Annotated in this window: 25 protein-coding genes; 8 read left to right on the top strand and 17 right to left on the bottom strand. The window is 73.1% G+C overall.

Features of this window, described 5'->3' with window-relative positions; genetic code table 11:
• Positions 1 to 57: 57 nt before the first annotated feature.
• Positions 58 to 1,416, bottom strand: a complete 1,359-nt coding sequence (locus OG867_RS17760; protein WP_406286544.1) for an alpha-lytic protease prodomain-containing protein — start codon at positions 1,414 to 1,416, stop codon at positions 58 to 60.
• 208 nt (positions 1,417 to 1,624) lie between these two features.
• Between OG867_RS17760 and OG867_RS17755 the strand changes: the two genes are divergently transcribed.
• A complete protein-coding gene (locus tag OG867_RS17755; RefSeq protein WP_406286542.1) occupies positions 1,625 to 2,308 on the top strand; it encodes a phosphotransferase in 684 nt (227 codons plus the stop codon).
• An 8-nt stretch (positions 2,309 to 2,316) separates the two neighbouring features.
• Here the strand turns inward: OG867_RS17755 and OG867_RS17750 are convergent, their stop codons facing one another.
• Genes OG867_RS17750 through OG867_RS17740 form a run of 3 tightly spaced genes read right to left on the bottom strand, consistent with a single transcriptional unit; the run spans position 2,317 to position 3,160 of the window.
• Positions 2,317 to 2,673 (bottom strand): hypothetical protein, encoded by a 357-nt coding sequence (locus OG867_RS17750; protein WP_406286540.1) that lies wholly within the window; start codon positions 2,671 to 2,673, stop codon positions 2,317 to 2,319.
• Positions 2,673 to 2,936 (bottom strand): hypothetical protein, encoded by a 264-nt coding sequence (locus tag OG867_RS17745; protein ID WP_406286538.1) that lies wholly within the window; start codon positions 2,934 to 2,936, stop codon positions 2,673 to 2,675. Before OG867_RS17745 ends, OG867_RS17750 begins: the two co-directional genes overlap by 1 nt.
• A complete protein-coding gene (locus tag OG867_RS17740) occupies positions 2,933 to 3,160 on the bottom strand; it encodes a hypothetical protein (RefSeq protein WP_406286536.1) in 228 nt (75 codons plus the stop codon). Before OG867_RS17740 ends, OG867_RS17745 begins: the two co-directional genes overlap by 4 nt.
• Positions 3,161 to 3,312: 152 nt before the next feature.
• Between OG867_RS17740 and OG867_RS17735 the strand changes: the two genes are divergently transcribed.
• Positions 3,313 to 4,161 (top strand): Scr1 family TA system antitoxin-like transcriptional regulator, encoded by an 849-nt coding sequence (locus OG867_RS17735; RefSeq protein WP_406286534.1) that lies wholly within the window; start codon positions 3,313 to 3,315, stop codon positions 4,159 to 4,161.
• Positions 4,136 to 4,345, top strand: coding sequence for a DUF397 domain-containing protein (locus OG867_RS17730; protein ID WP_406286532.1), 210 nt, complete (start codon positions 4,136 to 4,138; stop codon positions 4,343 to 4,345). The genes OG867_RS17735 and OG867_RS17730 overlap by 26 nt, the downstream gene beginning before the upstream one ends.
• 41 nt (positions 4,346 to 4,386) lie before the next feature.
• Here the strand turns inward: OG867_RS17730 and OG867_RS17725 are convergent, their stop codons facing one another.
• Complete coding sequence (locus tag OG867_RS17725) at positions 4,387 to 4,974, bottom strand: TetR family transcriptional regulator (RefSeq protein WP_406286531.1); 588 nt, start codon at positions 4,972 to 4,974, stop codon at positions 4,387 to 4,389.
• Positions 4,975 to 5,116: 142 nt separating this feature from the next.
• Here OG867_RS17725 and OG867_RS17720 point away from each other — a divergent pair, with 142 nt between their 5' ends.
• From OG867_RS17720 to OG867_RS17705, 4 genes are all read left to right on the top strand, one after another.
• Positions 5,117 to 5,374 (top strand): hypothetical protein, encoded by a 258-nt coding sequence (locus OG867_RS17720; RefSeq protein WP_406286528.1) that lies wholly within the window; start codon positions 5,117 to 5,119, stop codon positions 5,372 to 5,374.
• Between the two features lie 189 nt (positions 5,375 to 5,563).
• On the top strand, positions 5,564 to 7,462 hold the full coding sequence (locus OG867_RS17715) for a hypothetical protein (protein ID WP_406286526.1): 1,899 nt from the start codon (positions 5,564 to 5,566) through the stop codon (positions 7,460 to 7,462).
• A 123-nt stretch (positions 7,463 to 7,585) separates the two neighbouring features.
• The gene (locus tag OG867_RS17710) at positions 7,586 to 8,371 is read left to right on the top strand and encodes an SDR family oxidoreductase (RefSeq protein WP_328900886.1); all 786 of its coding nucleotides are present in this window, start codon (positions 7,586 to 7,588) and stop codon (positions 8,369 to 8,371) included.
• 85 nt (positions 8,372 to 8,456) lie between these two features.
• The gene (locus OG867_RS17705) at positions 8,457 to 9,959 is read left to right on the top strand and encodes a glycoside hydrolase family 43 protein (RefSeq protein WP_406286522.1); all 1,503 of its coding nucleotides are present in this window, start codon (positions 8,457 to 8,459) and stop codon (positions 9,957 to 9,959) included.
• Here OG867_RS17705 and OG867_RS17700 read toward each other — a convergent pair.
• The 12 genes from OG867_RS17700 to OG867_RS17645 all read right to left on the bottom strand — a co-directional run bounded on the left by OG867_RS17700 (position 9,956) and on the right by OG867_RS17645 (position 21,312).
• Positions 9,956 to 13,258, bottom strand: a complete 3,303-nt coding sequence (locus OG867_RS17700) for a BTAD domain-containing putative transcriptional regulator (protein ID WP_406286520.1) — start codon at positions 13,256 to 13,258, stop codon at positions 9,956 to 9,958. The two genes, OG867_RS17705 and OG867_RS17700, sit on opposite strands and share 4 nt — an antisense overlap.
• 5 nt (positions 13,259 to 13,263) lie before the next feature.
• Positions 13,264 to 13,689, bottom strand: a complete 426-nt coding sequence (locus OG867_RS17695) for a hypothetical protein (protein WP_406286518.1) — start codon at positions 13,687 to 13,689, stop codon at positions 13,264 to 13,266.
• On the bottom strand, positions 13,689 to 14,117 hold the full coding sequence (locus tag OG867_RS17690; protein WP_406286515.1) for a TadE/TadG family type IV pilus assembly protein: 429 nt from the start codon (positions 14,115 to 14,117) through the stop codon (positions 13,689 to 13,691). Before OG867_RS17690 ends, OG867_RS17695 begins: the two co-directional genes overlap by 1 nt.
• Positions 14,114 to 14,521: a TadE family protein gene (locus OG867_RS17685; protein ID WP_018102193.1), complete on the bottom strand. Its 408-nt coding sequence runs from the start codon at positions 14,519 to 14,521 to the stop codon at positions 14,114 to 14,116. Before OG867_RS17685 ends, OG867_RS17690 begins: the two co-directional genes overlap by 4 nt.
• Positions 14,521 to 14,745: a hypothetical protein gene (locus tag OG867_RS17680; RefSeq protein ID WP_018102192.1), complete on the bottom strand. Its 225-nt coding sequence runs from the start codon at positions 14,743 to 14,745 to the stop codon at positions 14,521 to 14,523. The genes OG867_RS17685 and OG867_RS17680 overlap by 1 nt, the downstream gene beginning before the upstream one ends.
• A gap of 104 nt (positions 14,746 to 14,849) precedes the next feature.
• On the bottom strand, positions 14,850 to 15,740 hold the full coding sequence (locus OG867_RS17675) for a hypothetical protein (protein ID WP_018102191.1): 891 nt from the start codon (positions 15,738 to 15,740) through the stop codon (positions 14,850 to 14,852).
• Positions 15,737 to 16,651 (bottom strand): type II secretion system F family protein, encoded by a 915-nt coding sequence (locus tag OG867_RS17670; RefSeq protein WP_328900892.1) that lies wholly within the window; start codon positions 16,649 to 16,651, stop codon positions 15,737 to 15,739. Before OG867_RS17670 ends, OG867_RS17675 begins: the two co-directional genes overlap by 4 nt.
• Positions 16,648 to 18,195 (bottom strand): CpaF family protein, encoded by a 1,548-nt coding sequence (locus OG867_RS17665; RefSeq protein WP_406286512.1) that lies wholly within the window; start codon positions 18,193 to 18,195, stop codon positions 16,648 to 16,650. The genes OG867_RS17670 and OG867_RS17665 overlap by 4 nt, the downstream gene beginning before the upstream one ends.
• Positions 18,185 to 19,054 (bottom strand): hypothetical protein, encoded by an 870-nt coding sequence (locus OG867_RS17660; protein ID WP_406286510.1) that lies wholly within the window; start codon positions 19,052 to 19,054, stop codon positions 18,185 to 18,187. Before OG867_RS17660 ends, OG867_RS17665 begins: the two co-directional genes overlap by 11 nt.
• Positions 19,054 to 19,740 (bottom strand): SAF domain-containing protein, encoded by a 687-nt coding sequence (locus tag OG867_RS17655; protein WP_406286508.1) that lies wholly within the window; start codon positions 19,738 to 19,740, stop codon positions 19,054 to 19,056. Before OG867_RS17655 ends, OG867_RS17660 begins: the two co-directional genes overlap by 1 nt.
• 64 nt (positions 19,741 to 19,804) lie before the next feature.
• Positions 19,805 to 20,746: a hypothetical protein gene (locus OG867_RS17650; RefSeq protein ID WP_406286506.1), complete on the bottom strand. Its 942-nt coding sequence runs from the start codon at positions 20,744 to 20,746 to the stop codon at positions 19,805 to 19,807.
• Positions 20,740 to 21,312, bottom strand: a complete 573-nt coding sequence (locus OG867_RS17645) for a hypothetical protein (protein ID WP_406286503.1) — start codon at positions 21,310 to 21,312, stop codon at positions 20,740 to 20,742. The genes OG867_RS17650 and OG867_RS17645 overlap by 7 nt, the downstream gene beginning before the upstream one ends.
• 364 nt (positions 21,313 to 21,676) lie before the next feature.
• Between OG867_RS17645 and OG867_RS17640 the strand changes: the two genes are divergently transcribed.
• Positions 21,677 to 22,579, top strand: coding sequence for a hypothetical protein (locus OG867_RS17640; RefSeq protein ID WP_406286501.1), 903 nt, complete (start codon positions 21,677 to 21,679; stop codon positions 22,577 to 22,579).
• Positions 22,580 to 22,672 lie beyond the last annotated feature (93 nt).

Below are 22,672 nucleotides of genomic sequence, written 5' to 3'. Positions count from 1 at the left end.
GTGTCGGTCGCCCCGGGCCCGTTCCTCGATCGCCTGAGGGGGTGGGGTGTTCCGGTGCTACAGGGCCTGCCAGAGGGCCGGGACATTCGGCGGGGTCCAGCCGGGCTGGGCCTGGTGGCCCTGGAGGCAGCGGTAGCTCGCCGAGCCGTACGTCACGACGTCACCCGCCGCGTAGGTGGTGCCGGCTGCCCAGCTGCCGCCCGGGTCGGTCGGCGGGTCGGTCGGGTCCGGCGGGGTGGTGGAGCCGTTGGTGACCAGGGTCAGCCCGTATGCCTGGAGTGCCGGGTTCAGCGGCTGGAAGTAGGTCACCCCGCCCTGCGAGCAGTTGCCGGTGCCGCCGGAGGTGACGCCCTGGGCCTGGCTGCCGGAGATGAACGAGCCGCCGGAGTCGCCGGGTTCGGCGCAGACGTTGGTCCGGGTCACCCCGGAGACGGTGCCCTCCTGGTAGGTGACGCTGCTGTTGCGCTGCTGGACCGTGCCGCAGTGCCAGCCGGTGGTGGAGCCGGAGCGGCAGACCGACGAGCCCTCGATGGCCTCGGTGGAGCCGGTGACCGTCACGTCGCCGTTGCCGTAGCCGTTGACCAGCGGGCGCGGGGTCCAGTTGGTGTTGGTGGCGACCCAGGAGTAGTCGCGGCCGGGGAAGGTGGAGCCCTGGAAGGAGCCCTGGGCCTGCTGGTTGTAGCCGCTGGTGGAGACGCCCGGCGTTCCGCAGTGCCCGGCGCTGACGAAGCCGCCCTGGGTGCCGCGCTTGACGGGGAAGCCGATGGAGCAGCGGCCCGAGCCGTTCATGTAGTACGCGTCGCCGCCGCGCAGGTCCGTGAAGGTGCGGGGCTGCCCGGCGGACCGGGCGACCGTCACCAGGTCGCGGGAGACGCCGGCCCGCGCGAGGAACGCGTCGGCGGCGGACGCCCTCCCGGCCTGGACGACGACGCGGTTGCGGCGTACGTCCACGTACCAGGCGGGTATGTCCTTCGGCGCGGTGCGCAGCGCGACCGCGTCCAGGGCGGCCTTGGCGGCGTCGAGTTCGGCGAGGCTGTGGTCCACGATCTCGGCGCGGGCGCCCGCCTTCGTGATGCGGGCGGCGTCCGAGGCGTCGGTGGTGGCGACGGTCAGGTCCGCGTCGGCACCGCTGACCCGGGCACCGGCGAACCGGTCGCCGAGCGAGTACCGCAGCCCGGCGGTGAGGGCGGCGGCCCGGGACTCACCCGCGATGCGGCCGCGGGCCTCGGTGGCGGTGAGTCCGAGGTCCCGCTGCATGGCCTTGAGCAGGCCGGGCGAGAGCTGGGCGGAGCCCGCGGCGGGGGTGGGGGCGGTGGAGGCGGGGTCGGCGGACGCGGTGCCGGTAAGACCGGCGAGTGCGAGCGCGCCGACGGCCACGGTGGCGGTACACGCGGCCAGGGCGTTTCTGCGGAGCATGGATCTCTCCACGGAACTCTCCTTGGATTCAGGGGAATTGCTGCGGGGGGAATGCTTCGGCGGAAGCACTGCCGGGGGATTCGCCGCCAAGGTAGCCGCGTACACGCCGGCTTCAGGAGATCCCGTCCGCCCTATCGCACCGCGTTATGGGGTGCCGTGCCCGGGCCCCGAACACCCTGTGCATACGGGGCCCGAGTACGTTCCCCTCATGCGAATAGGCCGACTGCTGGGCAGTGGACGCAACGCGGACGTGTACGAGCTGGACGAGGCGTGGGTGCTGCGGCGTTACCGCGACGGGATGGACGCCTCCCGGGAACTGCCCGTCATGTCCTACCTGTCCGCCTCCGGCTACCCGGTGCCCCGGCTGGGCCCGCGGCCCCCGTCGGCCGGTCCCGGCGATCTGGTCCTCCAGCGCCTGCACGGTCCGACGCTGGGGGAGTTCCTGATGTCCGGGGCGGTCGGTGCCGAGGAGGGCGCGGACCTGCTGACCGGGCTCCTGGCCGAGCTGCACACCGTCCCGGCCCGGCTCTCGCCCGACCCCGAGGACCGGGTGCTCCACTTGGACCTGCACCCGGACAACGTGATGATGACGGCGGACGGGCCCGTGGTCATCGACTGGAGCAACACCGAGGAGGGCCTGCCCGCCCTGGACCGGGCCATGTCGGCGCTGATCCTGGCGCAGGTGGCGGTGGACCGGAGCCACCCGGCGGCGGACGGCGCCCGGGAACTGGTCACCGCCCTGGTGCCGCGCCTGGCCGCCGACGACGGCATCCCCGCCCCCCGCCTCGCCGACGCGGCCGCCCGGCGCACCCTCAACCCGACGATGAGCCCGGCCGAGAAGGGCCTGATCGGGGAGGCGGCGGCCCTGGTCACGGCGCTGGCGGGGCGGTAGCGCGGGCCTCACAGATACAGCTGGCGGCTGCACTCGCCGCAATGGGTCTTGCCCCCGCGCAGGACGACCCGGCGGTGCTCGCACGCCCGGGGGCGGGGCCGCTGTGCGGCGGCCGGGGGTGCGATGCCGTCCCGGAGGTGCGCCTGTACGCGGACCATGCGGGCCAGTTCCGTGACGCACGGGCCGCAGGCGTAGACGTCGCCCGTCGCGGCCGGTGTGACCACGGCGCCGAGCCACAGCACCGCGACCGCCTCGCGACGGCAGTACAGCCAGCACGTCCCCGTCACCCACGCGTTCCCGTCACCGGCCTGCGCGGGCAGCGGCCACGCGTCGCGCCACGAACGCTCGACGGCGGGAGTGAACATCACCCCGCGCCGCCGTTCGACCCCGCGAGTTCGGCCGGCCGCAGGACCGCGTAGTCGCCGAAGTTCCGCCGGTACCGGCGGTGTCCGGTCTCCTGCGTGTGGCGGCGCTGCCACTCCTCGACCGGCTCCGGCCCGGTCCATGTACCCGACCGGGCCCCGCACTCGGTCTCGTCCCCGGACACGCACCGCGCCTCGTACTCCGGTTCGGCCGTCCCGTCCTGCTCGATGGTGAACGGAACGTAGCGGAACACCCGCCGCGTCACCGCGGTTCACCCGTGCCCGAGCGAAGTGCCATAGCCAGCGCGCGGGCCGTGCCCGCGTTGCAGCGGCCCAGGTCGATCAGGGCGAGCGCGTACGAGACGGGGTCGATCCCCAGCGACGGCAGGGTCACCCCCGCCGCGCCCAGCGCCTCCCTCAGCTCGTCCCGCGCCCGCTCGGCCTCCGCGACCTTCTCGTCCGCCGTCTGCTTGCCGTCTTTCGTCGCCATGCCGTCTCTCCGTACGCCCTCGTGCGCCCGCTGCGCTCCGTGTGCGCCGGGTGCTCTTTGCGACCAATTACTCACACCATGACGTGCGAAGCCGTACGCTCGGTAGGTCTTCGGGCATTCCAACGCGGGCGGTATAGAGGGGAGTTGAACAGATGAGCGAACACGTGGACCAGGACCGGGAGCCCTCGAACGGCGCGGCGTACTTCGGCGAGGAGGTCCGGGCGTTACGGGAAGCGCTGGACCTCTCCCAGACGGGGTTCGCGGACCGGCTCCACTACCAGCAGGCCCAGGTCAGCAAGGTCGAGAACGGAGCCGCGCTGGCCTCCGAGGCGTTCGCCCAGGCGATGGACCGCGTGGCGGGCACGCCGGGCACGTACGTGCGGCTCCGCGCGAAGTTGAGCAAGCGGGGGCACCCCGAGTGGTTCATCCCGTACATCGAGTTGGAGCGGACTGCGGCGAAGATCGAGAACTATTCCAACGCGTTCGTCATGGGGATGCTGCAGACCCCGGAGTACGCCGAGGCCGTCTACCGGGCAGGGTTCCCGCGCGAGTCGGACGCTCAGATCAAGCAGCGGGTCGAGACCCGGCTGCGCCGCCAGGAAATACTGGAGCGTGAGACTCCGCCCTTCCTGTGGGTGATCCTGCACGAGTCCGTTCTCCGTACGGTCGTCGGCAGTTCCGCCGTCATGGTGGGCCAGCTTGAACATCTCCTCGCGATGGCGGCCAGCCCCCATGTCTCCCTGCAAGTACTGACGTTCGCAGCAGGTGCTCCTGCGGCCCAACTACCGTTTATCCTGCTTACGCAAGCTGACGGGACGACGGCCCTGTACTCGGAGGCGGCAGAGCAGGGGCACGTGAACGACTCCATGGCGGCCGTGCAGGAGTGGACAGCCACGTACGAGCGGCTACGTGCTTTGGCCGAGTCAGAGGCCCGGTCGCTGCGTCTTATCCACTCGATCATGGAGGAACACGCGAATGAGCAGCACCTCGGCCCCTCGTGACGTGCGTTGGGTCAAGAGCACCTACAGCGGCGCTCAGGGAGAGTGCGTCGAGTGGGCGCCCGAGCACGCGCTCGCCACGGGTGAATTCCTCGTCCGCGACAGCAAGGTCCCCGGCAGCCCGCACCTCGCCCTCTCCTCCACCGGGTTCACCGGTCTCGTGGAGTTCGCCAAGAACTGCGCGTAATCCGCTTTCCGATGACGGCCCCCGCCCCACGGCGGGGGCCGTCATCGTGCCGGGACACCGGCGAGCGCCTGGCGGGCGAAGGCCACCACATGGGCGCGCAGGTCGAGGCCGCCGGACTCCCCCGCGTCGGGGCCGATGATCAGGCGGGCCAGCTGCGGCACCGCGTTGGGCCAGGCCGCGAGCCCGATCAGGCTCAGCAGACAGGCCGCGACCTGCGGCGACGCCTCGGTCCCGAAGCTCTCCGCGAGGGCGGCGATCTTCTCCTCGTAATGACCCCGGCGGCCCTCCTCGTTGGGCAGGACGCCGTCGCGGTAGTGCAGGCCCTCCCAGAAGAAGAGCCGGACGAGGACCGGGTTGTCCCGGTGGAAGTCGTACACCCGGCCCACGTACTCGGCGGGGTCGTCGCCGCCCTTCAGCGGGACGGCCGCGGCCAGCTCGTCCAGCGCACGTCCCACGACGGCGTCGAACAGCTTCTGCTTGTTGCCGAAGTAGCCGTAGATCCGTTCCTTGTTCACGCCGGCCAGCTCCGCGATGCGGTCGACGCGCGCCCCGGCAATGCCGTGAGCTGCGAATTCCTCCTTCGCCGCAGCGAGGAGCCGTTCCTTGGTGGAGGTGGTGTCCGAGGTCATGCCACCAGCGTAGAACGGGTTCCCACGAAAGCCAACCAACTGGATGGTTGACACCCAACCAGTTGGTTGGAAGAGTGGAGGGCGTCACCGAGGACGGCGCCGCCCTCGCACACATCCACACCACCCCCGGAAGGGACTCCTCATGACGACCGCCACCCGCCCCGCCACCACCTCGCAGCCGGTCACCCCACCCTCCGCGCACATGCGCGCACTGCTCACCTGGATCGCGGTGTTCGCCGCCCTGACCGCCGTACAGCTCCTGGTCGGCCCCTACGTCAAGGGGCTCCCGATGCTTCTGCGCACGCTGGTGATCACCGGGATCGTCGTACCGGCGGTCGTCTACGCGCTGGTGCCGAACCTGCTGAAGGTGCGCGCCGCCGTCCTGCACCGCCGCCACTGAGCACGAACCGCCGACGGGTCACACCAGGCGCATTGCATCTGAAACCTTGGACCCACCACAGCTTCAAAGTCCCCAGTGGGGGAAGCTTCTTGGTGACAGCGGAACCGTTTGCTTTTGCGCATCGTCGGTGTAGACGAGTTGTCCACCACCGTGTCCCCGCCCGGCGGACCGAACCTCTGGAGCATCCTCGTGCATCCGACACCACCCCGACGCCTCGCGCTCGCCGCCCTTCCGGTCCTGCTGGCCGGCTCCCTCCTGGCGTTGGCGGCCCCCGCGGGCGCGGCTCCCCCGGCGGCCCCGGAGACTCCGGAGACTCCGGAGTCCGCCAGGATCGACTTGGTGCTCGATCTGTCCGGGTCGATGAAGCAGGCCGACGCGGGCGGCGGCCGGACCCGGCTCTCCGCCGCCAAGCAGGCGGTCACCCGGATCATCGACAAGGCGCCCGAACAGGCCGAGCTGGGACTGCGCGTGTACGGCGCCACGTACCCCGGAGAGGACAGGAAGAAGGGCTGCGCCGATACGCAGGCGGTGCTGCCGGTGGCGGCGATGGACCGGGCGGCGCGGGCCGACGCCAAGAGCCGGGTCGCCGGCTTCGAGGCCGTCGGGTTCACCCCCATCGGCGTCTCGCTTCGCGCGGCGGCCGACGACCTCGGCCCGAGCGGCAAGCGCCGCGTCGTCCTGGTCTCGGACGGCGAGGACACCTGTGCCCCGCCGCCGCCGTGCGACGTGGCCCGCGAGCTCAAGAAGCAGGGCATCGACCTGGCCGTGGACGTGATCGGGTTCCGGGCGCCCGCCTCGGCACGGGCCCAGTTGAAGTGCATCGCCGACGTGACGGGCGGCGCCTACACGGACTCCGACGACGCCGATGCGCTGATCTCCGACCTGGACACACTGTTCCGCCGGGGGTGGCAGACCTACCAGGCCACCGGAAAGCCGGTCGAAGGCTCGCTCGACGGCTGCCGGAACGCGCCGCTGGTCACGCCCGGCCAGTACCTGGACGAGTTCACCGGCGGACGCGACCTCTACTACCGGGTCAAGAAGCGGCAGGACCAACTGCTCCAGGTGAGCGCCACCGCCGTCGCCGAGAAGGGCTACGACCGCGGGTCCATCATCACCGTCGCGGCCGGCCCCGCCGACGAGAACGAACCCCGGTCCTGGCTCAGGGAGTTCGACCAGTCCATGGGGTGGGCCAACGTCATCTCCACCGGCGGCCGCAGCGGGGCCGGAGGCAAGGCCGACAAGCCCGCGAAGGACGACCTGGGCTGCGTCAGGGTGGAGAACAAGGTAACGCGGTCCGGGGACGCGGCCATGCCCGTCGAACTGCTCATCGGCATCGCCGACCGGGCGCCCCGGGCTACCGGGGTCCGGCCTCCGGAGCCCCGCACCGGAGCCGACGCGGAGGGGGGCTTCTCCTTCAACGGCGCCACCCCGATCGGGCCGGGCACCCACCGCCAGTCCATCACCGTCGGCGAGGCCCCCTTCTGGCGGGTCGAGCTGAAGCCGGGGCAGAGGCTGACGGTCAAGGCCGGTGTGGACATCCCCGGCGACTTCCCGCAGGCCACCACCGCCGGACTGGCCCTCACCGTCTACAACGCGCGGCGCACGTCCACGCTGTGCAACGAGGACCAGAGGCTGACGGAGCTCTTCGCGGGCCGGACCGGACACATCGAGCGGGTCTGCGGCCCCTGGGAGATCACCGAGCCGAGCGGGACGACGGGCGGCGACCCCGACGGGTACGACGTGCCGGGCACGTACTACGTCCAGGCGCAGGTCGCCGAGCCGGGCGACCGGGCCAAGGGCATCGTGGTCCCCCTCTCGCTGGACGTGGACATCTCCGGCACTCCGCGCGCCGATCACGGCCCGGTCTTCCGCTTCGGCGGTGAAGCCGGCCAGGAGCCCACGGCGTCCGAAGGAGCGAAGCGCGCGAAGCCGGGCGCCGTCGCCACCGAGGCAAGCGCTTCGAAGGAGGAGGACGACTCGCCCCTGGACCTGCTCGCCACACCGGCCGGCGCCGGGAGCGCCGGGGGCGCGGTGCTCCTCGTCTGCGCCCTCACCTGGTACGCGCTGAGGCGCCGCCGGACGGGCTGAGACCCCGCCCGTCCGCCGCCTCGGAGCCCGTCCGGCACACCGTCCGGACGGGCCTCCGCGCGTCTTCCGTCAGTCCCCGAATCCCATTGCCCGGGGCCCGGGTCGTCGAGCAGGATCGGCCCCGTGACCACCATCGAAACGCCGCCGCCCGCCGTCCCGCCCCGCCCCCTCGCCCTGATCACCGGGGTCGGCCGCACCGTCGGCATCGGTGCCGGGATCGCGCGCCAACTGGCCTCGTCCGGCTGGGACATCGCGTTCACCTACTGGACGCCCTACGACCGGCGCATGACCTGGGGCGAGGAGCGCGGGGCGACCCCGGCCATCGAGGCGTCGCTAGCCGCGTGCGGCGCCCGTACCGCCGCGATCGAGGCGGACCTGATCGACGCGGACGCCCCCACCCGGATCTTCGACGAGGCGGAGCGGCGGATCGGGCCGGTCACCGCGCTGGTGCTGAGCCACGCCGAATCCGTGGACTCCGGGCTCCTCGACACCACCCTCGCAAGTTTCGACCGCCACTTCGCGGTGAACGCCCGCGCCACCTGGCTCCTCATCCGGGAGTACGCGCTGCGCTTCCGCGCCCCCACCGGGACCGGCCGGATCGTCGCGCTCACCAGCGACCACACCGTCGGCAACCTGCCGTACGGCGCCAGCAAGGGCGCCCTGGACCGCATCACCCTGGCCGCCGCGCACGAACTGGCGCACCTCGGGGTCACCGCCAACGTCATCAACCCGGGCCCCGTGGACACCGGCTGGATGAGCGAGGAGCTGGCGGAGGAGCTGCGCCTCGGCACCCCGCTGGGCCGGCTCGGCACCCCGCAGGACACCGCCCACCTGGTGGACTTCCTGTGCTCGCCGCAGGGCCAGTGGGTCAACGGCCAGCTGCTCAAGAGCAACGGCGGAGCCGCGTAGGGCCACGGCACCCCTTGTCGCGCGCGCACCCGGTTATTAAGGTCGCCTCGGTGTCGAAGCGCTTCGACAGACAGGAACGGATCCCATGCCAGTCCGAGACCAGACGGGCACCACCGTCAGCAACCCGGTGATCCCCGGGTTCCACCCCGACCCCAGCGTCTGCCGCGTGGGCGACGACTACTACCTGGCGTGCTCCAGCTTCGAGTACTTCCCGGGCATCCCGCTCTTCCACAGCCGCGACCTGGTCCACTGGACGCAGATCGGCAACGTCCTCGACCGCCCCGAGCAGCTGCACCTGACCCCTGAGACGCGCGCCTCCGGCGGCATCTACGCGCCGACGCTCCGGCACCACGACGGCCGGTTCTGGCTCGTCGTCACCAATGTCGAGGTGGGCAACCTGCTGTTCACCACCACCGACCCGGCCGGCCCCTGGTCCGACCCGGTCCCGCTCCCCGGCGTCCCCGGCATCGACCCGGACCTGGCCTGGGACGAGGACGGCAGCTGCTGGTGCACCGTGGCCGGGGTCTCCCAGGTCCTCATCGACCCGCACACCGGCGAGACCTCCGGCGAACCGCGCCGCATCTGGTCCGGGGCACCCGGGGCGAAGGCGCCGGAGGCCCCGCACCTCTACCGGATCGGCGACCACTGGTACCTGGTCATCGCCGAGGGCGGCACCGAGCGCGGGCACGCCGTCTCCGTCGCGCGCGGCCCCTCGCCCGCCGGACCGTTCGAGCCCTGCCCGGACAACCCGGTGCTCACCCACCGGGGCCGCGAGCACCCCGTCCAGAACACCGGCCACGGCGACCTGGTGCAGGGGCCGGACGGCTCCTGGTGGCTGGTGCTCCTCGGGGTGCGGCCGGGCGGCGGCACCCCCGGCTGGCACGTGCTCGGCCGGGAGACCTTCCTCGCGCCGGTGACCTGGGTGGACGGCTGGCCCGTCGTCGGCGAGGTGTCCCTCGAACTACCGTCGCCCGCCTGGCCGTTGGCGCCCGTCCCCGACGCCCCGGCCCGGGACGACTTCGACGAGGCCGAGCCGCGCCCGTACTGGATCTCGCCCCGCCGCTCGACCGCCGGGCGGGCCGGGACGAGGGAGCGCCCCGGCTGGCTGACCCTGCGTGGGCGGGACGGCACGCTGGACGACCCGGACGCGGTGTTCACCGGCCGCCGCCAGCAGCATCCGGCGTGCCGGGCGCGTGCGTCGACCGACGCGGCGGACGGCTACGGCGGGCTCGCGGTCCGGCTCGACGAGGCACATCACTACGCGGTCGAGGCGGGCGGCGGCGAGATCCGGCTCATCGCCCGGATCGGCCCGCTCCGCACGGTGGTCGCGTCCCGCCCGGCGCCCGCCGGACCGGTGGTGCTCGGAATCGACATCGTGCCCACCCGGGCCCCGCACGACCCGTGCACCGGGCCCGACACGGTGTCTCTCGGCGTCGAGGAGCCGGACGGCACGTTCACCGTGCTCGGCTCCCTCGACGGGCGCTACCTCTCCACGGAGGTGACCGGCGGCTTCACGGGCCGGGTGATCGGCCTGTACGCGGCGAGCGGCACGGTGCACTTCGACTGGTTCGCGTACGAGCCTCTCTAGGCGGCCGAGGTGGTGGCGGGCGCCGGGGTGTCCGGGAGGGCCTTCAGGATGTCCCGGAGCAGGTCGATCGTCTCGTCCTCCGCGTCGGTGCCCAGCTCCTCGTTGAGCCGGTTGAGCCGGTCCGCCGCCTCGATGACGGCGGCCCGGTCGCCGCGTGCCGCGTGCGCCCGGAAGAGGTCCCGGGTGAGCAGTTCGCTCTCCGGGGACGCGACCAGGCCGCGCGTGGCCGCCGCGACCGCGCCGGTGAGGTCACCGGCCGCCAGGCACCGTTCCGCCAGCTCGTGGGCGACGTCCACGACCGACGACACGATGTCGTGGAACATGGTGTCCGCCCACAGGTAGTTGCGCGGGTTCGTCCCCGCGAACGGGGTGCCCCGGACCAACGACAGCGCCCGCGCCAGCGCGGTGTCGGCGGCGGTGCCGCGGGCGTGCATGCCCTCCTGGTACAGCTCCTGGAAGTCCAGCCAGTCGCACCGCACGTACGGGGCGAAGGCGTACCGGCCGTCCGTCACGAACGGCAGGTAGGACTGGCCGCCCATCCAGGCGCGCAGCTTGCTCATGTTGGAGTTGCGCAGCGAGTGCCCGACCTCCCGGCCCGGCCAGATCGCCTCGTCCAGCGCGCGGTGCTCCAGGCCCGGATGCAGGACGAGCCAGGCGGCCATCTCGGTCAGCCGGCCACGGCGGTTGGACTCGACGGGCCCCTCCGCCGACTCCATCCCGACCGGCCCGAGCACCCGGATGTACGGGTGGGCGGCCATCGGCGCCGCAGCGGTGATCGTTTCCTCCACGGGGACGGCGTGCATCGGGTTCCCGTCCTTCCCGGCGGCCTCCGGTTCCGGGGCGGCCATGACGGCGAGCGTGAGTCGTGGGTCCTGCGGCCGGGCCCAGTCGGGCGTCGGCTCGTCCATGGGCTGCCCGGAGACCGCCATCAGCTCCAGCAGGGCCGCGTACTGGGCGGGTTCGAGGCGTTGCAGCATCACTTCGAGGTCCGTCTCCGGAATCGTCACGACGACGCCGGGCGCCGCGTCGACGCTCCACGTCTCCGGCAGCCCCAGTTCGGCGTCGGCGCTCGTCACGGCGGCCAGCGAGGTGCGGGGCTGCGCCGCCGTCAGGTCGAGCAGGTCGAGCGCGCTCGGGTCCGAGCCGGTCAGCGGCAGGGCGCACAGCACGATCTGCGGTGCCCAGGCGTCCGCCCCGGCCCCCATCAGCCGCGCCTCGCGCAGGCTCTCCGCCCCGCTCTCCGCCAGGGCCCGCCGCTGCGCCTCGTCGTGGCTCCGGAGACCGGTGACGGCGGAGGCCAGGGTCGCGTGGTGCACGACGCGGCCCGGGAACGCCGTCCTCAGCTCCTCGCCGAAGCCGACCAGGCGGATCGTGTGCTCGGCGTGCAGCGAGTCGGACGCCAGCTCCACGGCCAGCGCCAGCAGCACGGACCGTACGTCGTCCGTCTCGCCGTCGAGCCGGAGCATCCCGATCCGCTCCAGGTCGACCAGCACCGGGAACCCCTCGAAGCTGGTGCCCAGGCTGATCAGCGCCGGATACGGGAGCGCGGTCGCCGAAGCTCCCTCGGCCGGCAGCAGCGCCGCCGAGTCCTTCGGGCACCACCAGATCTCGTCCCCGCTGACCACGGGCACGAACGGCGTTACGGAAACGGCCGGTTCGCAGAGGTGGAGCGCGGCCCCGTCCGGGGTGACGACGACGGCGTCGAGCTGCGGCAGCGCGGTACCCTCGCGGGCCAGCTCGGCGGAGAGGGTGCGCAGGGCGCGGTCCAGCAGGTCGAGGCCCTCGGGCACGTCCGCCGAGGCCGCCCGCATCTCCCTCTCCAGCACGGCGGCATCGCCCTCGGGCAACGCGATGCGGCGCCGGGGGCGCCGGCGACGCTGCTGGACGATGCGGCGCGTGCCGAGGACGCCGAGGACCCCGGCGGCGAGCAGGGCGCCGATTCCGGCGCCGGTACGTGCGGAGAACCCGGTGTCCTCCTCGGCGGAGGCGGTGCCGGCGGGGGCGGCCGTCTCGGGCTTCTCCCGCGCGGGCGCCGGCTTCGCCGACTCGGCGGGCGCGGGCTTGGCGCTTTCCGCCGGTTTCGGCTGCGCCGACTCGGCCGGCTTGGGCTTGGCCGACTCGGCCGGCTTGGCGGGCGCGGGCTTGGCGGACTCGGCGGGCTTGGCGGGCGCGGGCTTCGCGGACTCGGCGGGCTTGGCGGGCGCGGGCTTCGCGGACTCGGCGGGCTTCGGCTTCGCGGTCTCCGCCGGCTTGGCGGGCGCGGGCCGGGCGCTCTCGGCCGGGTTGGCCGACTCGGCCGGGTTCGGCTTGGCGCTCTCCGCCGGGTCCGGCTTACCGGTCTCCGCCGGACCGGGGTTCGCCGGACCGGGGTTCGCCGGTCCCGGGTTCGCCGGTCCCGGGTTCGCCGGGTCCGGGTCCTGCGGCCCCGGCGCGGGCAGCTTCAGTTCCTGGCCCGGGATGATCAGGTCCGGGTTCGTGAACGTGCCGCCGCCCGGCAGCCCCGTACCCCGGTTGAGGTCGAAGATCTCCCCGTAGCGCGCGGGGTCGCCGAGTTCGCGGTCCGCGATGGCGCCCAGCGAGTCGCCGGGGCGGACGGTCGCCGTCTCCCCGGAGGACGCCGCCGCCTCGTGGGCGGCGCCCGTACCGGCCGGCATCCGCAGCTTCCAGCCGGGCTGGAGGAAGCCCTGGGCGTGGAAGACCGTGCCGCCCGTCATCACCCGGCCCTCGTTGAGCGTGGCGATCTCCTGCCAGCGGTTGCCGTCGCCCAGCCGGTCCTCCGCGATGCTCCACAGGCTCTCGGCCGGACGGACGTCCCGCACGGTGTACGAGTCGGCCGCGGCGGCCTGCCGCGTGGTGCGGGCGTCCGAGGCGTGCGCGGTGTCCGTGGTGCCGGTGTGGGCGTACGACTGGGTGACGGAGACCGGCGCGGCGGCCGGTGCGGCGAGGGCCGACCCGGCCGTCGGCAGGAGCACCAGGATGGAGCCGATCAGCGTCGCGGCGGCCCGCTGGCTCGCCCCGAGGCCGCTCAGCCGGCGGGCCGTCCGGCCGCGCAGCCCGGCGGGGATCTCCAGCAGGACGGAGAAGGCGAAGCCCGCCCAGCCCACCCAGCCGGCGGCGGCGAGCAGGAGCAGGAAGGCTCCCCCGGTGTCCTGCCGGGAGAACAGGTGGGTCAGGTCCTCGATGCCGTTGCCGAGGACGACGCCGGTCGCCCACCAGAGCAGCACCGGCAGCCCGACGAGCAGCGCCGCGAGGACGACCAGGCTCAGCAGAGCCCGTATCAGATGGCCAACCGTACGCACCGCGATCACGACCCTTCCGGGGCGACGACACCGTGGATGAGCGTGGCGTGCCCCTCCCCGTGGACGGACATGGAGGAAATGCCGACGACCGTGAGGAAGCGCGTGTCGTACGTGTCGGTCACGGTGACCGTCACCCGCTTCCCGTCGCCCGACACCGTCGCGCTGCCGTGCGCCCCGGCCGCCGAGAGGTACGCCTGCGCGGCGGCCTGCGCGGCGGCGGGCTGGGCGACGACGGCCTTGCCCGGGATGGCCTGCGCGGGGTCGATGGCCTGGCCGCCGGCCCGGGCGGCCTCCATCGCGATGGCGTCGGCCCGCTCCGTGGCGCGCAGCTTGCCGCCGCCGTCCACGGTGATCCCGATGACGGCGAGGAGCGCCACGGTGATGATGGCGCTGTAGACGGCGATGCCGCCGCGGTCGTCGTACGTACGCATCAGTCGCGCTCCCGGTACGCGTCGACCGCCGAGGTGAACGTCGACGTGAGGGTGTGGCTGCCGGGGGCGCCCGGCAGCATCAGGTCGGACAGCGGAACGGTGCACGCGACCGTCACGCGGACCGTTCCGACGGTGCCCAGGGGGGCGTTGAGCCCCGACGCGTCCACGCTGACGCGCGTGCCGGAGCAGGTGAGGCCCTGGTCGGCCAGGGTCTCCTGCGCGGCGGCGAGGGCGTTGCTCTCCGCGGCCCCGGCGGTGCGCGAGATGGACGCCTCGCGGGCCGCGTCCTCGGCGGCGGCGTCCACCTTGTTCCCGGCGGTCACCACCCGGCCGCCCGCGAGGGCCAGGCAGAGGAAAATGATCATCAACGGCGTGACGATCGCGGCCTGGATCGCCTCGCTCCCCCGGTCGTCCCAGTTCAACTTCATCCCCCGGTCGTCCAGCGCTCCACCGGTCCGGACGCGCTCTGTGTGATCGTCAGCCCCGGCACCCCGGGCAGCAGCGAAGGGGCGCGTCCGGTGACCTGGACGCGGATGCGCTCCGCCGTGCTGCCGCCCGTGGAGACGGACGGGCCGAGCAGCGTGTTGCCCGCGATCCGGCCGAGCACGGCCTGCGCGCGCTCCGCGCCGGCGCCCGGGCCCGACTCGTAGACCCGGGCGGCCGCGACGCCCTCGCGCGCGGCGGTCAGGGCCACGTTGCGCGCGTAGTACCAGAGCGACACCTGCACCACGGCGATCGTCAGCAGGATGATGAAAGGGAAGACGATCGCCATCTGGACCGAGGTGTCGCCGCGGTCGTCCAGCGGGCGGCGCGCGACGACCGCGGGCTTCATCAGATGCCCGCCAGCTTGCCGTTGTACCGGGCGATGACCGTCGCGATGGTTCCCGCGATGAGCAGCGCGCCCGTCACGGCGGCGACCCAGATGATCACCGTGGTGATGCTGACGTCGCCGCGGTCGGGGTCCTTGGCGCCCTGCTCGACGCGGTCGGCCAGCACCGCCAGGACCATGGTCAGGGATACAGCGGCCCGGTTCGTGAGCTTGTTGATCGCGTTCATGCTGCGAGCCTCCTCGTTCCTTCTCTTCGTGTGCGTCGACTCCCTTGTGAGGAGACGCGGTTGGGCGTGACGGCGGTTCGGCCCGTAGGCGGTTGTTACCGCTGTTACGTGGCCATGATGTTGATCACCGCGGGGAAGGCGACCATCAGCATCACGAGAACGGCGAGGAGCGCGCCGGGGGCGGTCATCTTCTCGCTGTTCTCGTTCGCCTCGGCGGCCTGTTTGGCGAGCAGTTCGGTCCGCAGGGACTTGGACCGGGCCCGCAGCGTCGTGTAGACGGCGGCGCCGTCGTGCGCCGACATCCGCATGATCTCGGCGACGTCCTCCAGGACCGGCAGGTCCAGCTCCTGGGTCAGCTGGACCAGCGCCTCCCACGGCGGGACCTTGTCCACGCGGGCCCGCATCATCGCCTCCTGGAGCCGGGTGAAGGCCCAGCCCCGGCCGACCGCGGCGGCCCGCTCCAGGGCCTCGGTCGGCCCGGAGTCGGCGGCCCGCTTGAGCGCGACCAGGTCCAGATAGGCGGCGATCGCGTGCGAGAACTCCTCGCGCGCCCGCGCCGCCTGGTCCCGTACGGACAGATCCGGGATGAACCAGAGCAGCACGCCCAGCACCAGACCCACCACCACGGGCAGGTAGAACGGCACGCCGAGCCCCATCAGCGTCCAGGCTCCGACGACGAACGGCGGGATCAGCAGTCCGCCGCCCGCCAGCGCCGCCTTCAGCAGCAGGAACCGCTCGGGGGTCTGGCCGACCAGCGCCAGGTCCTTGCGCGGGATGGTGACCCCGGGCAGCCCCTGGAGGTGTTCGAGCAGCCAGGCGCCCCACTCGTCGTCCCGGCTGACCGGGCCCGTCTCCTGGTCCGGTTCCGGCGCGGTGGCGTTCAGGCGGCGCAGGCTGGCCGCCAAGTCCGGTTGCGGGCCGACCAGTTCACGTATGAGCAGAGCGAGGCCGCCGCCCACGGCGAGGCCCGCGAAGATCGCGGCCGGGGGTATCACGACTGGGCCTCCTGGAGCGGTTCGGGCGGTTCCGGCAGCTTGACCCGGCTGCGCGGATCGGCGATCAGGAACCGGGCCACCGGGCGGTGGTCGGCCAGCGCGCGCATCCAGATCAGCACCCCGGCGAACGCCGCCGTCAGCAGGGCCAGGACGAGCTGTCCGAGGAGCGTGCCGTAGGGCGCGGTGTAGCTGGGGACGAGGAAGCCGGCCCCGACCACGCAGAGCGTGATGATGGTCATCCACCGCACGGTGGTGCGCGGCTTGGCCCGGTCGGCCTCGATCTGGCGGCGCTTGCCGACCTCTTCGCGTACCGCTTCGGACAGGTCCTCCAGCGCCTGCGCGAGGCCGGGGCCCCGGTCCGAGGCACAGAGCATCAGCGCGGCGAGCACCTTGTCGGCGGTGACGTCGTCCAGCGCGTCGGCGAACGACTCCAGCGCGTCGGCGGGGCGCCAGCCGACCTGGAGGCGGTCGGCGAGGTCGGCGATCTCGTGCTCCAGGTCGGTGGGCGCGCCGCGCCGGCTGGCGATCATCGCCTGTTCCAGGCCCATGCCGAGCCGCAGCACGTCGGACAGGCGCTGGGTCCACTCGCCGAGCGCCTCCAGCTTTTCGATGCGCACGGCGGCGTTCTTCGTGGGCGAGAGCAGCCAGGGCACCCCGACCACGGCGGCGCCGACGAGCAGCCCGCCGGTGAAGACGCCGGTGATCACCCAGACGGCCAGGCCGAGGACGCCGCCCGCCACCCAGCGGGTCCGGCGGCGCATGGCCGCGTCGTGCGCCACGCCGCCGCCCAGGCCCTTGCGCGAGCGGCGGACCGGGCGCGGGGCCGTCGTACCGACCAGTCCCGCGACCACGCCCACCAGGCCGCCGGCGACGGCGAGTCCGGCGAGCACCCACATCAGCAGGAGATTCATCCGGCCATCACCTGGAGATCCAGCGGGCGCGACCAGGAGCCGTGCGGATGGTCCAGCAGGTGTACGGGGAAGCCGACCCGGACCAGATCCTCCAGGCAGGAGGGGTGCATGTGCGGGACGGCTCTCGGCTCGCCGGGGCGGGGCGCGAAGATCCGGTTGGTGGCGGGGCGGCCGTTCTCGCCCATGCCGGTGACCTCCAGGACGTGCGAGACGAACCGGTGGCGCCTGCCCTCGATGCGGGTCTCGTCGCGCATCGAGACGAACACGATGAAGTCCAGCCCGTTGGCGGCCTGACGGTACGCCAGCTGCTCGGTCATGTTGTCCTGGGCCAGCAGGTACAGCTCGGCGATGCGGTCGAAGACGATCTCGGGGCGGCGGGCGTGGATCGTGCAGAGGTTGCCGCCCTTGCCGTTGGTCATCGCCTGCATCATGGCGACGATCTCCTGGCCGCGGACCTCGCCGACGACGACCCGGGACAGCGACATGCGCAGCGCGCGGTGGATGAGGTCGAGCAGGGTGATCTCGCCCGCGCCCCGGCCGTCGGCGCCGCGTTCGCCGTTGGACTCACGGGACTCCATCGGCACGACCTGGCGGTGGAAGCCGTTGGTGTGCGCGAAGAGTTCGAACTCGGTCTCGATGGTGGCGAAGCGCTCGTCCGGGTCGATCTCCTTGAGCAGGGCGCGCAGCAGCGAGGTCTTCCCGACCGCCTGCTCGCCCGTGATCATGATGTTCTTCTCGGCGCGCACGGCGGCGGCGAGGAAGGCGGCCAGGGTCTCGTCGATGGCGCCGAGCTGGATCATGCCGTCGAGGTCCACGTCCTTGACGCGGTGCCTGCGGATGGTGACGAAGGTCTTCGGAGTGACCCCGGTGACGGCCTGGAGCCGGGAGCCGTCGGCGAGGCGCAGCGCGAGGAACGGGTCGGCGGTGGACAGGGTCCGCTCGCTCTGCCCGGTGCGGCGCGCCAGGTCCCGGAGCATCTCCTGGAGCTCCTCGTCGGAGTCGGCGACGGGCGCGACCCGGACCCGCCCGCTGTCCCCGTAGTCGAGCCACACCTCGTCGTAGCCGTTGATGAGGATGTTCTCGACGCGCTCGTCGTCCAGATAGGGCTGGAGGCGGCCGGCCCGGAAGAGCATGTCGTAGACGGCGGAGGCGAGGGCGGCGTCCTCGGCCTGGGTGGTGCTCGCCCCGCGCTCGACGGCGATGGCGTCGGACCAGACGGCGACGGCCTCGTTGATCAGGGCGCGGCCGCGCTGCGCCTGGGACTCCGGGCTCATCCGGGCCGATGCCTTGATCTCCTGGGCGAGCCGGTCCGCGACCCGCTTCTTGATCTCGCCGGCGACCCGGTGGTCCACGGTGGCCTGCGGGAGGCGGGTCTCGCCGATCGCCCGGATCGAGGAGACCCCGTCGGCCGGCCGCTGCCCGGTGCGCGGGTCGGTCCGGGGCGGGACGGGCGGGCCGAACTCGCCGCGCTTGAACGCGACGGTGTGCTCGGTGGCGGGGCCGGGGTGCAGCACGGGGTCGGGGTGCAGCGGGTTAGCGCGCATGGGCCATGTCCCCTTCCCCGTACGGTCCTTGCTGGTTGTACGGGCCCTGGTTGTACGGTCCCGGGGCGCGGGGTGCGAGGCGGTCGCGGCGCAGGGCGACCCGCTCGCGCAGCGGCCCGGTGGCCGCGCGGGCGGCGCGCATCAGGTCGGAGCGGTCGAAGCGGCTGCCGCCGTCCACCCCGTCGGACAGCACCTCGGCCTGCTTGGGCCGCCAGGGCATCCTGGCGAGCACCGGCACCCCGAGCGCCTTCTCGACCTCGCCGGACGTGTAGGGGCCGCCCTCGACCAGCAGGACGGCGAGCGCGTCGGCGCCCGTGCCGCCGGGCCCGGCCAGCGACTTGCGCAGCGCCTCGACGCGGACCTGGGCGCTCTGGACCCCGCGCAGGGTGTTGCGGACGACCATCACGACGACGTCCGCCCGCCTGGCGAGCACCGCCGAGACGCCGAACGCGCCGCGCCGGCCGAGGTCGACCAGGACGTCGTGCTGGTGGTCCTCGATCCGGGCGAAGAGTTCGGCGAGGCTGCCCCAGGCGGGGTCGAGCCCGGCGGCCTGCGCGGGGTCGGTGATCCCGGGCAGCAGGAGCCGGCTGCTGCTGTTGTCCTCGGAGATGTCGACCAGTTGCCGCCAGAACGCCTCGACCAGTTCGTCCTTCCGCTGGGCCACGGCGAGGTTGCGCAGCCCGTAGCGGGCGTCCATGCGGCCCTGGAGGGCGCCCGCGAGCACGGCCCCGCCGTCGGGATCGCACTCGGCGAGGATCAGCCGGCGCCCGGGGTCCAGGGGCCAGGCGAGCAGCAGGGCGAGCGCCGAACTGGTCACCCCCGGGGCCCCGGTCCCGCCGGCCAGCGCGATCACGGACATCAGGAACCGCTCCCGCTCTTCACGACGATCGCCACCCGGCCGGTGGCGGCCCGCGCCGCGAGGGCCGGTCCGTCGGTCGCCGGGACGGCCACGTCGATGGTGGCGACCCCGGTGGCGTCGGCGGGGTCGCCGACCGCGACGACGGTGGCCGCGATGGTCTGCGGCGGGGCGTCGGACGTCTCGTCGTTCTCGCCCGGGGTGCTGACGATGAGGACCTCGCGCCCCGGGAACAGCCCGGAGGTGGGCCGCTGGGAGGGCTTGGTGGCGACGCCGACGAGGGTGTCGCCCTGCTTGAAGAGGCTGGTGGCGGTGTACTGGTCGCGGGCGAGCAGGGCGCCCGGGGTGAGCGAGACCGCGGCCCGCTTGCCGACGACGCTGCCCCGGTCCGCCGCCCTGACGGGCTTGAGGGCCGGGTCCAGGGATATGGAGACCTCGGTGAGGTCGCCGTCCTCGATGACCTCACCGGCCGCCACCTCGTGGCTGACGGCGAGCACGTCGGTGCGCTCGCCGGTCGCCGTGAACAGCAGGGCGCCGGAGAGCCCGCCGACCGCGGTCAGGGCGAGGGACAGTGCGATGAGGGCCGGGCGGCGCCGTCGCTGCTTCAGTGCCCGCGGGGGTGCCACGGGGACGGGGGTGCCCGGCGCGCCGCCCTGGTAGGGCGGGGCGGCGGTCTTGGTCCTGCTCAATGGGTGCCTCCAGCAGTGCTTTCGCTGCGCGCGCTCGTCATCGGGCGGTGGTACGTCCCGGTCGTCAGCCGACGACCTGGAGCTCGCCGATGGCCACGGTGGTGGCGGACTCCCGGGTCTCGGTCAGGTCGCCGCTCTCACCGCCGCCCTCCCAGTGGATGGTCCACGTGGACGTGGCGGTGACCTTGAACTTGTTTCCGGCCCGGCCGCGCGAGGTGTGGCGGTAGACGTGCCCGCAGTCGGGCGACTCCCGCTTCCCGTACGACGCCTGGTAGGGCTCGCCGGGCTTGGTGCAGGTGACGGACGAGCCGTCGCCCATGTTCCACACGACCTTCGACACCTTGGCGGTGGCGGTGACCGTGACGGCCCCGGCGGTGACGGCCCTGGCCTGCGGTCCGGAGGTGTTCGGGTGCTGCTTGTTCCACATCCAGACCGGCAGCCCGACAAGACCCGTGAGGCCCGGCTCCGGCGCGATGCCGATGTCGGCGCCCTTCAGGGTCATCTGGGCGACGGCGCGCTCGGCCAGCTCGGCCGGGGTGGGCCCGGCGTCCTCGCCGATCGTGCCGTTGGGGAAGAACGTGTCACGGGGCACGAAGGTCCCGGCGCCCTCGTACGGGAAGTCCGGGCAGTTCGTGGGGTGGTAGATGTCGCCCTCGTCGGGCTTGTGGTTGCCCCACATCATGTAGTCGTCGGCCGCCGGCTGCGGGTCGAGCAGCGTCCAGTAGCAGGACTCGTTCCAGAAGCCGAGCCCCGGCACGTAGCAGGGGATCTCCTGACCGCTCTCCCGGTGGCACTTCCGGCCGCCCCCGGAACCGCCGCCCGTGCCCCCGCCGGAGCCGTCGTCACCGGGCTCGCCCGGGTCCTCGGCGGTGATGTCGCAGACCTGCGTTCCGGGCGGGCACTTCACGTCGCCGTCGGCCACGGCTGCCTGCGTGCCGGCCAGCGCCAGGGCGCCGGCGGCCAGGGCGATGAGCACGCCGCGCGCGTACCGCACCGGGGTCAGCATGTCCGGTCCTTGTCGATCGTGTAGTCGACAATCCGCCAGCCGCCCTTGCCGTCCTTGGCGGTGGTGGCCTTCGCGGTCCAGGGCCGACGGTCGTCCTCCTTCGCACCTGCAATCGGTTTGCCCGTCGCACGGCGCACCACGATGCCCGTCACGTCGACGCAGTCGGAGATCGTGGCGGTGTGCACCGAGGAGTCCACATCGACGGCCGTGACCTTCGGCGAGATGACCGGCGGGCCCGTGAAGGCGATGCCCGTCTTCTGGTAGTACGTGAACCCTTCGACGATCATCGCGGCGGCGTCACCGGTCGTGTACTCGCCCAGCTTCACGTCCTTCATGCTGCCGGTGGAGTACGCCTTGGTCTGGGCCTCCCACATCCCGCGGTACGCCGCCAGCGCGTCCCGCTCGGCCGCCGCGCGCTTCTTCTTCGCGCCGTCGTCCTTGGTGGCGCTCGCCGTCGGCTCGGCGGGCTTCCCGTCGTCCTTCGCACCACAGCCCGCGGCCAGTACGAGGAGGCAGACCGCCATCCCCGAACAGGCCATCAGGCCGGCCTTCCTCCCGCGTGCCATCGGACCCCCCTGGTCATGCGCCGTGGTGCGCATCGTCGTCTGCGTGCGGAACGTGATGTGCCGTCATTCTGCATCACCGCGCCGGGTCGAACGGGCGCCGTTCTGTCACAACTATGTCCGACTGCGGTGACAGAAGGGCCGGTTGATGACCTGGGTGTGAGCAGAATCTGATCACCTCACCCGTCACACCGATCACTTCCCTGCCCACGAAGCGGAAACGGCCCCCGAGTTGGCCGGTCAAGACCTTGTCCGTTCCGCCAACCACCCTTGTCCAGAAGGATCCACCGCGCGGTCAAGGGGGCGGTCAAGGGGTGAGGCGCACCATCAGCCGTGTTCCACAGCGCGTCCAGGGGGAGACGATCCCATGCACACCAACGCACCACCACCGACCAGAAGCCAAGGGCTCATAGGCCGCCTCAACACCGAGTGGGCGGACCTGAGCCAGGACGAGACGTTCCGGCCGCACCTGCACCGCTGGTACGGCGCCCCGGCGCCCACCGGCCCGCAGTCCGTGCTCGACACCCTGCGCGCCTGCCGGACCTCCGGCGCCCAGGACCGCATCCTGCTCCCGCTGCTCAGGGCGGCCGTCACGGGCGGTCCCGGCGACCGGCTCGCCGCCCGCACCGTGGTGCAGACGATGCTTCCGAAGGCGATACGCATCGCCCGCAGCCAGCTGCGCCCGCAGTACGACTGGGAGGAGACGGTCTCCCTCACGGTCGGCGCCCTCTACGAGGTCGTCCGGACCTACCCCGTCCACCGCCGCCCCCGGCGCATCGCGGCCAACCTCTCCCTGGAGACCCTGCGCCTGACGCGCCGCCTGATCGGGCACGACACGTCCGCCGTGCCCCTCGACCCCGACAGCGCGGCCGGGATCTCCGCCGCGGACCCCTGCCCCGCCTCCCAGGCCGAACTGGCCCTGCTCCTCGCGAGGGCCGCCGACTACCGGCTGCTCGCCGAGGACGAACCGGGGCGCGCGGCGGGCTGGGACGCCCGCGCCGAACTGGTCGAACTCCTCGTCTGGGCGCTGGAGTCGGGCGCGCTGGACGTGGAGGACGCGCGCCTCATCACCGGCTACTACCGGGACCGGCCGGCCGGCCATCCGGTCACCCCGCGCCCCTCCGCGCGGGACGGCGCCCGGCAGCGGCAGCGCCGGAGCAGGGCCGTCCGCCGGCTCACGGCCGCCGCCTCCGGAAGGTTCGCGACCCCGGACGGACCCGCCGCCTCCGGCCGGTTCGCGACCCCTGACAGGTTCGCGACAGCGAAGTGACGAACCAGTGACACAAGTCACCCAGGATGGTGGCCTGTTGACGTCACACCCGTACGGCCGGATCCACCTGCCCCGTGCACACCCGATGCTGCG

This window comes from Streptomyces sp. NBC_00209 (assembly GCF_045206345.1).
Lineage (GTDB): Bacteria > Actinomycetota > Actinomycetes > Streptomycetales > Streptomycetaceae > Streptomyces.
Note: the sequence above shows the minus strand (reverse complement) of the source record. Positions and strands in the feature narration are given on the sequence as shown.

Excerpts from the sequence above, each read along its gene's own strand:
- OG867_RS17760 (WP_406286544.1), bottom strand. The coding sequence starts at position 1,416 with ATGCTCCGCAGAAACGCCCTGGCCGCGTGTACCGCCACCGTGGCCGTC.
- OG867_RS17725 (WP_406286531.1), bottom strand. The coding sequence starts at position 4,974 with ATGACCTCGGACACCACCTCCACCAAGGAACGGCTCCTCGCTGCGGCG.
- OG867_RS17685 (WP_018102193.1), bottom strand. The coding sequence starts at position 14,521 with ATGAAGCCCGCGGTCGTCGCGCGCCGCCCGCTGGACGACCGCGGCGAC.
- OG867_RS17660 (WP_406286510.1), bottom strand. The coding sequence starts at position 19,054 with ATGTCCGTGATCGCGCTGGCCGGCGGGACCGGGGCCCCGGGGGTGACC.
- OG867_RS17640 (WP_406286501.1), top strand. The coding sequence starts at position 21,677 with ATGCACACCAACGCACCACCACCGACCAGAAGCCAAGGGCTCATAGGC.
- OG867_RS17695 (WP_406286518.1), bottom strand. The coding sequence starts at position 13,689 with ATGCGTACGTACGACGACCGCGGCGGCATCGCCGTCTACAGCGCCATC.
- OG867_RS17755 (WP_406286542.1), top strand. The coding sequence starts at position 1,625 with ATGCGAATAGGCCGACTGCTGGGCAGTGGACGCAACGCGGACGTGTAC.
- OG867_RS17690 (WP_406286515.1), bottom strand. The coding sequence starts at position 14,117 with ATGAAGTTGAACTGGGACGACCGGGGGAGCGAGGCGATCCAGGCCGCG.
- OG867_RS17735 (WP_406286534.1), top strand. The coding sequence starts at position 3,313 with ATGAGCGAACACGTGGACCAGGACCGGGAGCCCTCGAACGGCGCGGCG.
- OG867_RS17730 (WP_406286532.1), top strand. The coding sequence starts at position 4,136 with ATGAGCAGCACCTCGGCCCCTCGTGACGTGCGTTGGGTCAAGAGCACC.
- OG867_RS17750 (WP_406286540.1), bottom strand. The coding sequence starts at position 2,673 with ATGTTCACTCCCGCCGTCGAGCGTTCGTGGCGCGACGCGTGGCCGCTG.
- OG867_RS17670 (WP_328900892.1), bottom strand. The coding sequence starts at position 16,651 with ATGAATCTCCTGCTGATGTGGGTGCTCGCCGGACTCGCCGTCGCCGGC.
- OG867_RS17645 (WP_406286503.1), bottom strand. The coding sequence starts at position 21,312 with ATGGCACGCGGGAGGAAGGCCGGCCTGATGGCCTGTTCGGGGATGGCG.
- OG867_RS17680 (WP_018102192.1), bottom strand. The coding sequence starts at position 14,745 with ATGAACGCGATCAACAAGCTCACGAACCGGGCCGCTGTATCCCTGACC.
- OG867_RS17650 (WP_406286506.1), bottom strand. The coding sequence starts at position 20,746 with ATGCTGACCCCGGTGCGGTACGCGCGCGGCGTGCTCATCGCCCTGGCC.
- OG867_RS17720 (WP_406286528.1), top strand. The coding sequence starts at position 5,117 with ATGACGACCGCCACCCGCCCCGCCACCACCTCGCAGCCGGTCACCCCA.
- OG867_RS17740 (WP_406286536.1), bottom strand. The coding sequence starts at position 3,160 with ATGGCGACGAAAGACGGCAAGCAGACGGCGGACGAGAAGGTCGCGGAG.
- OG867_RS17665 (WP_406286512.1), bottom strand. The coding sequence starts at position 18,195 with ATGCGCGCTAACCCGCTGCACCCCGACCCCGTGCTGCACCCCGGCCCC.
- OG867_RS17705 (WP_406286522.1), top strand. The coding sequence starts at position 8,457 with ATGCCAGTCCGAGACCAGACGGGCACCACCGTCAGCAACCCGGTGATC.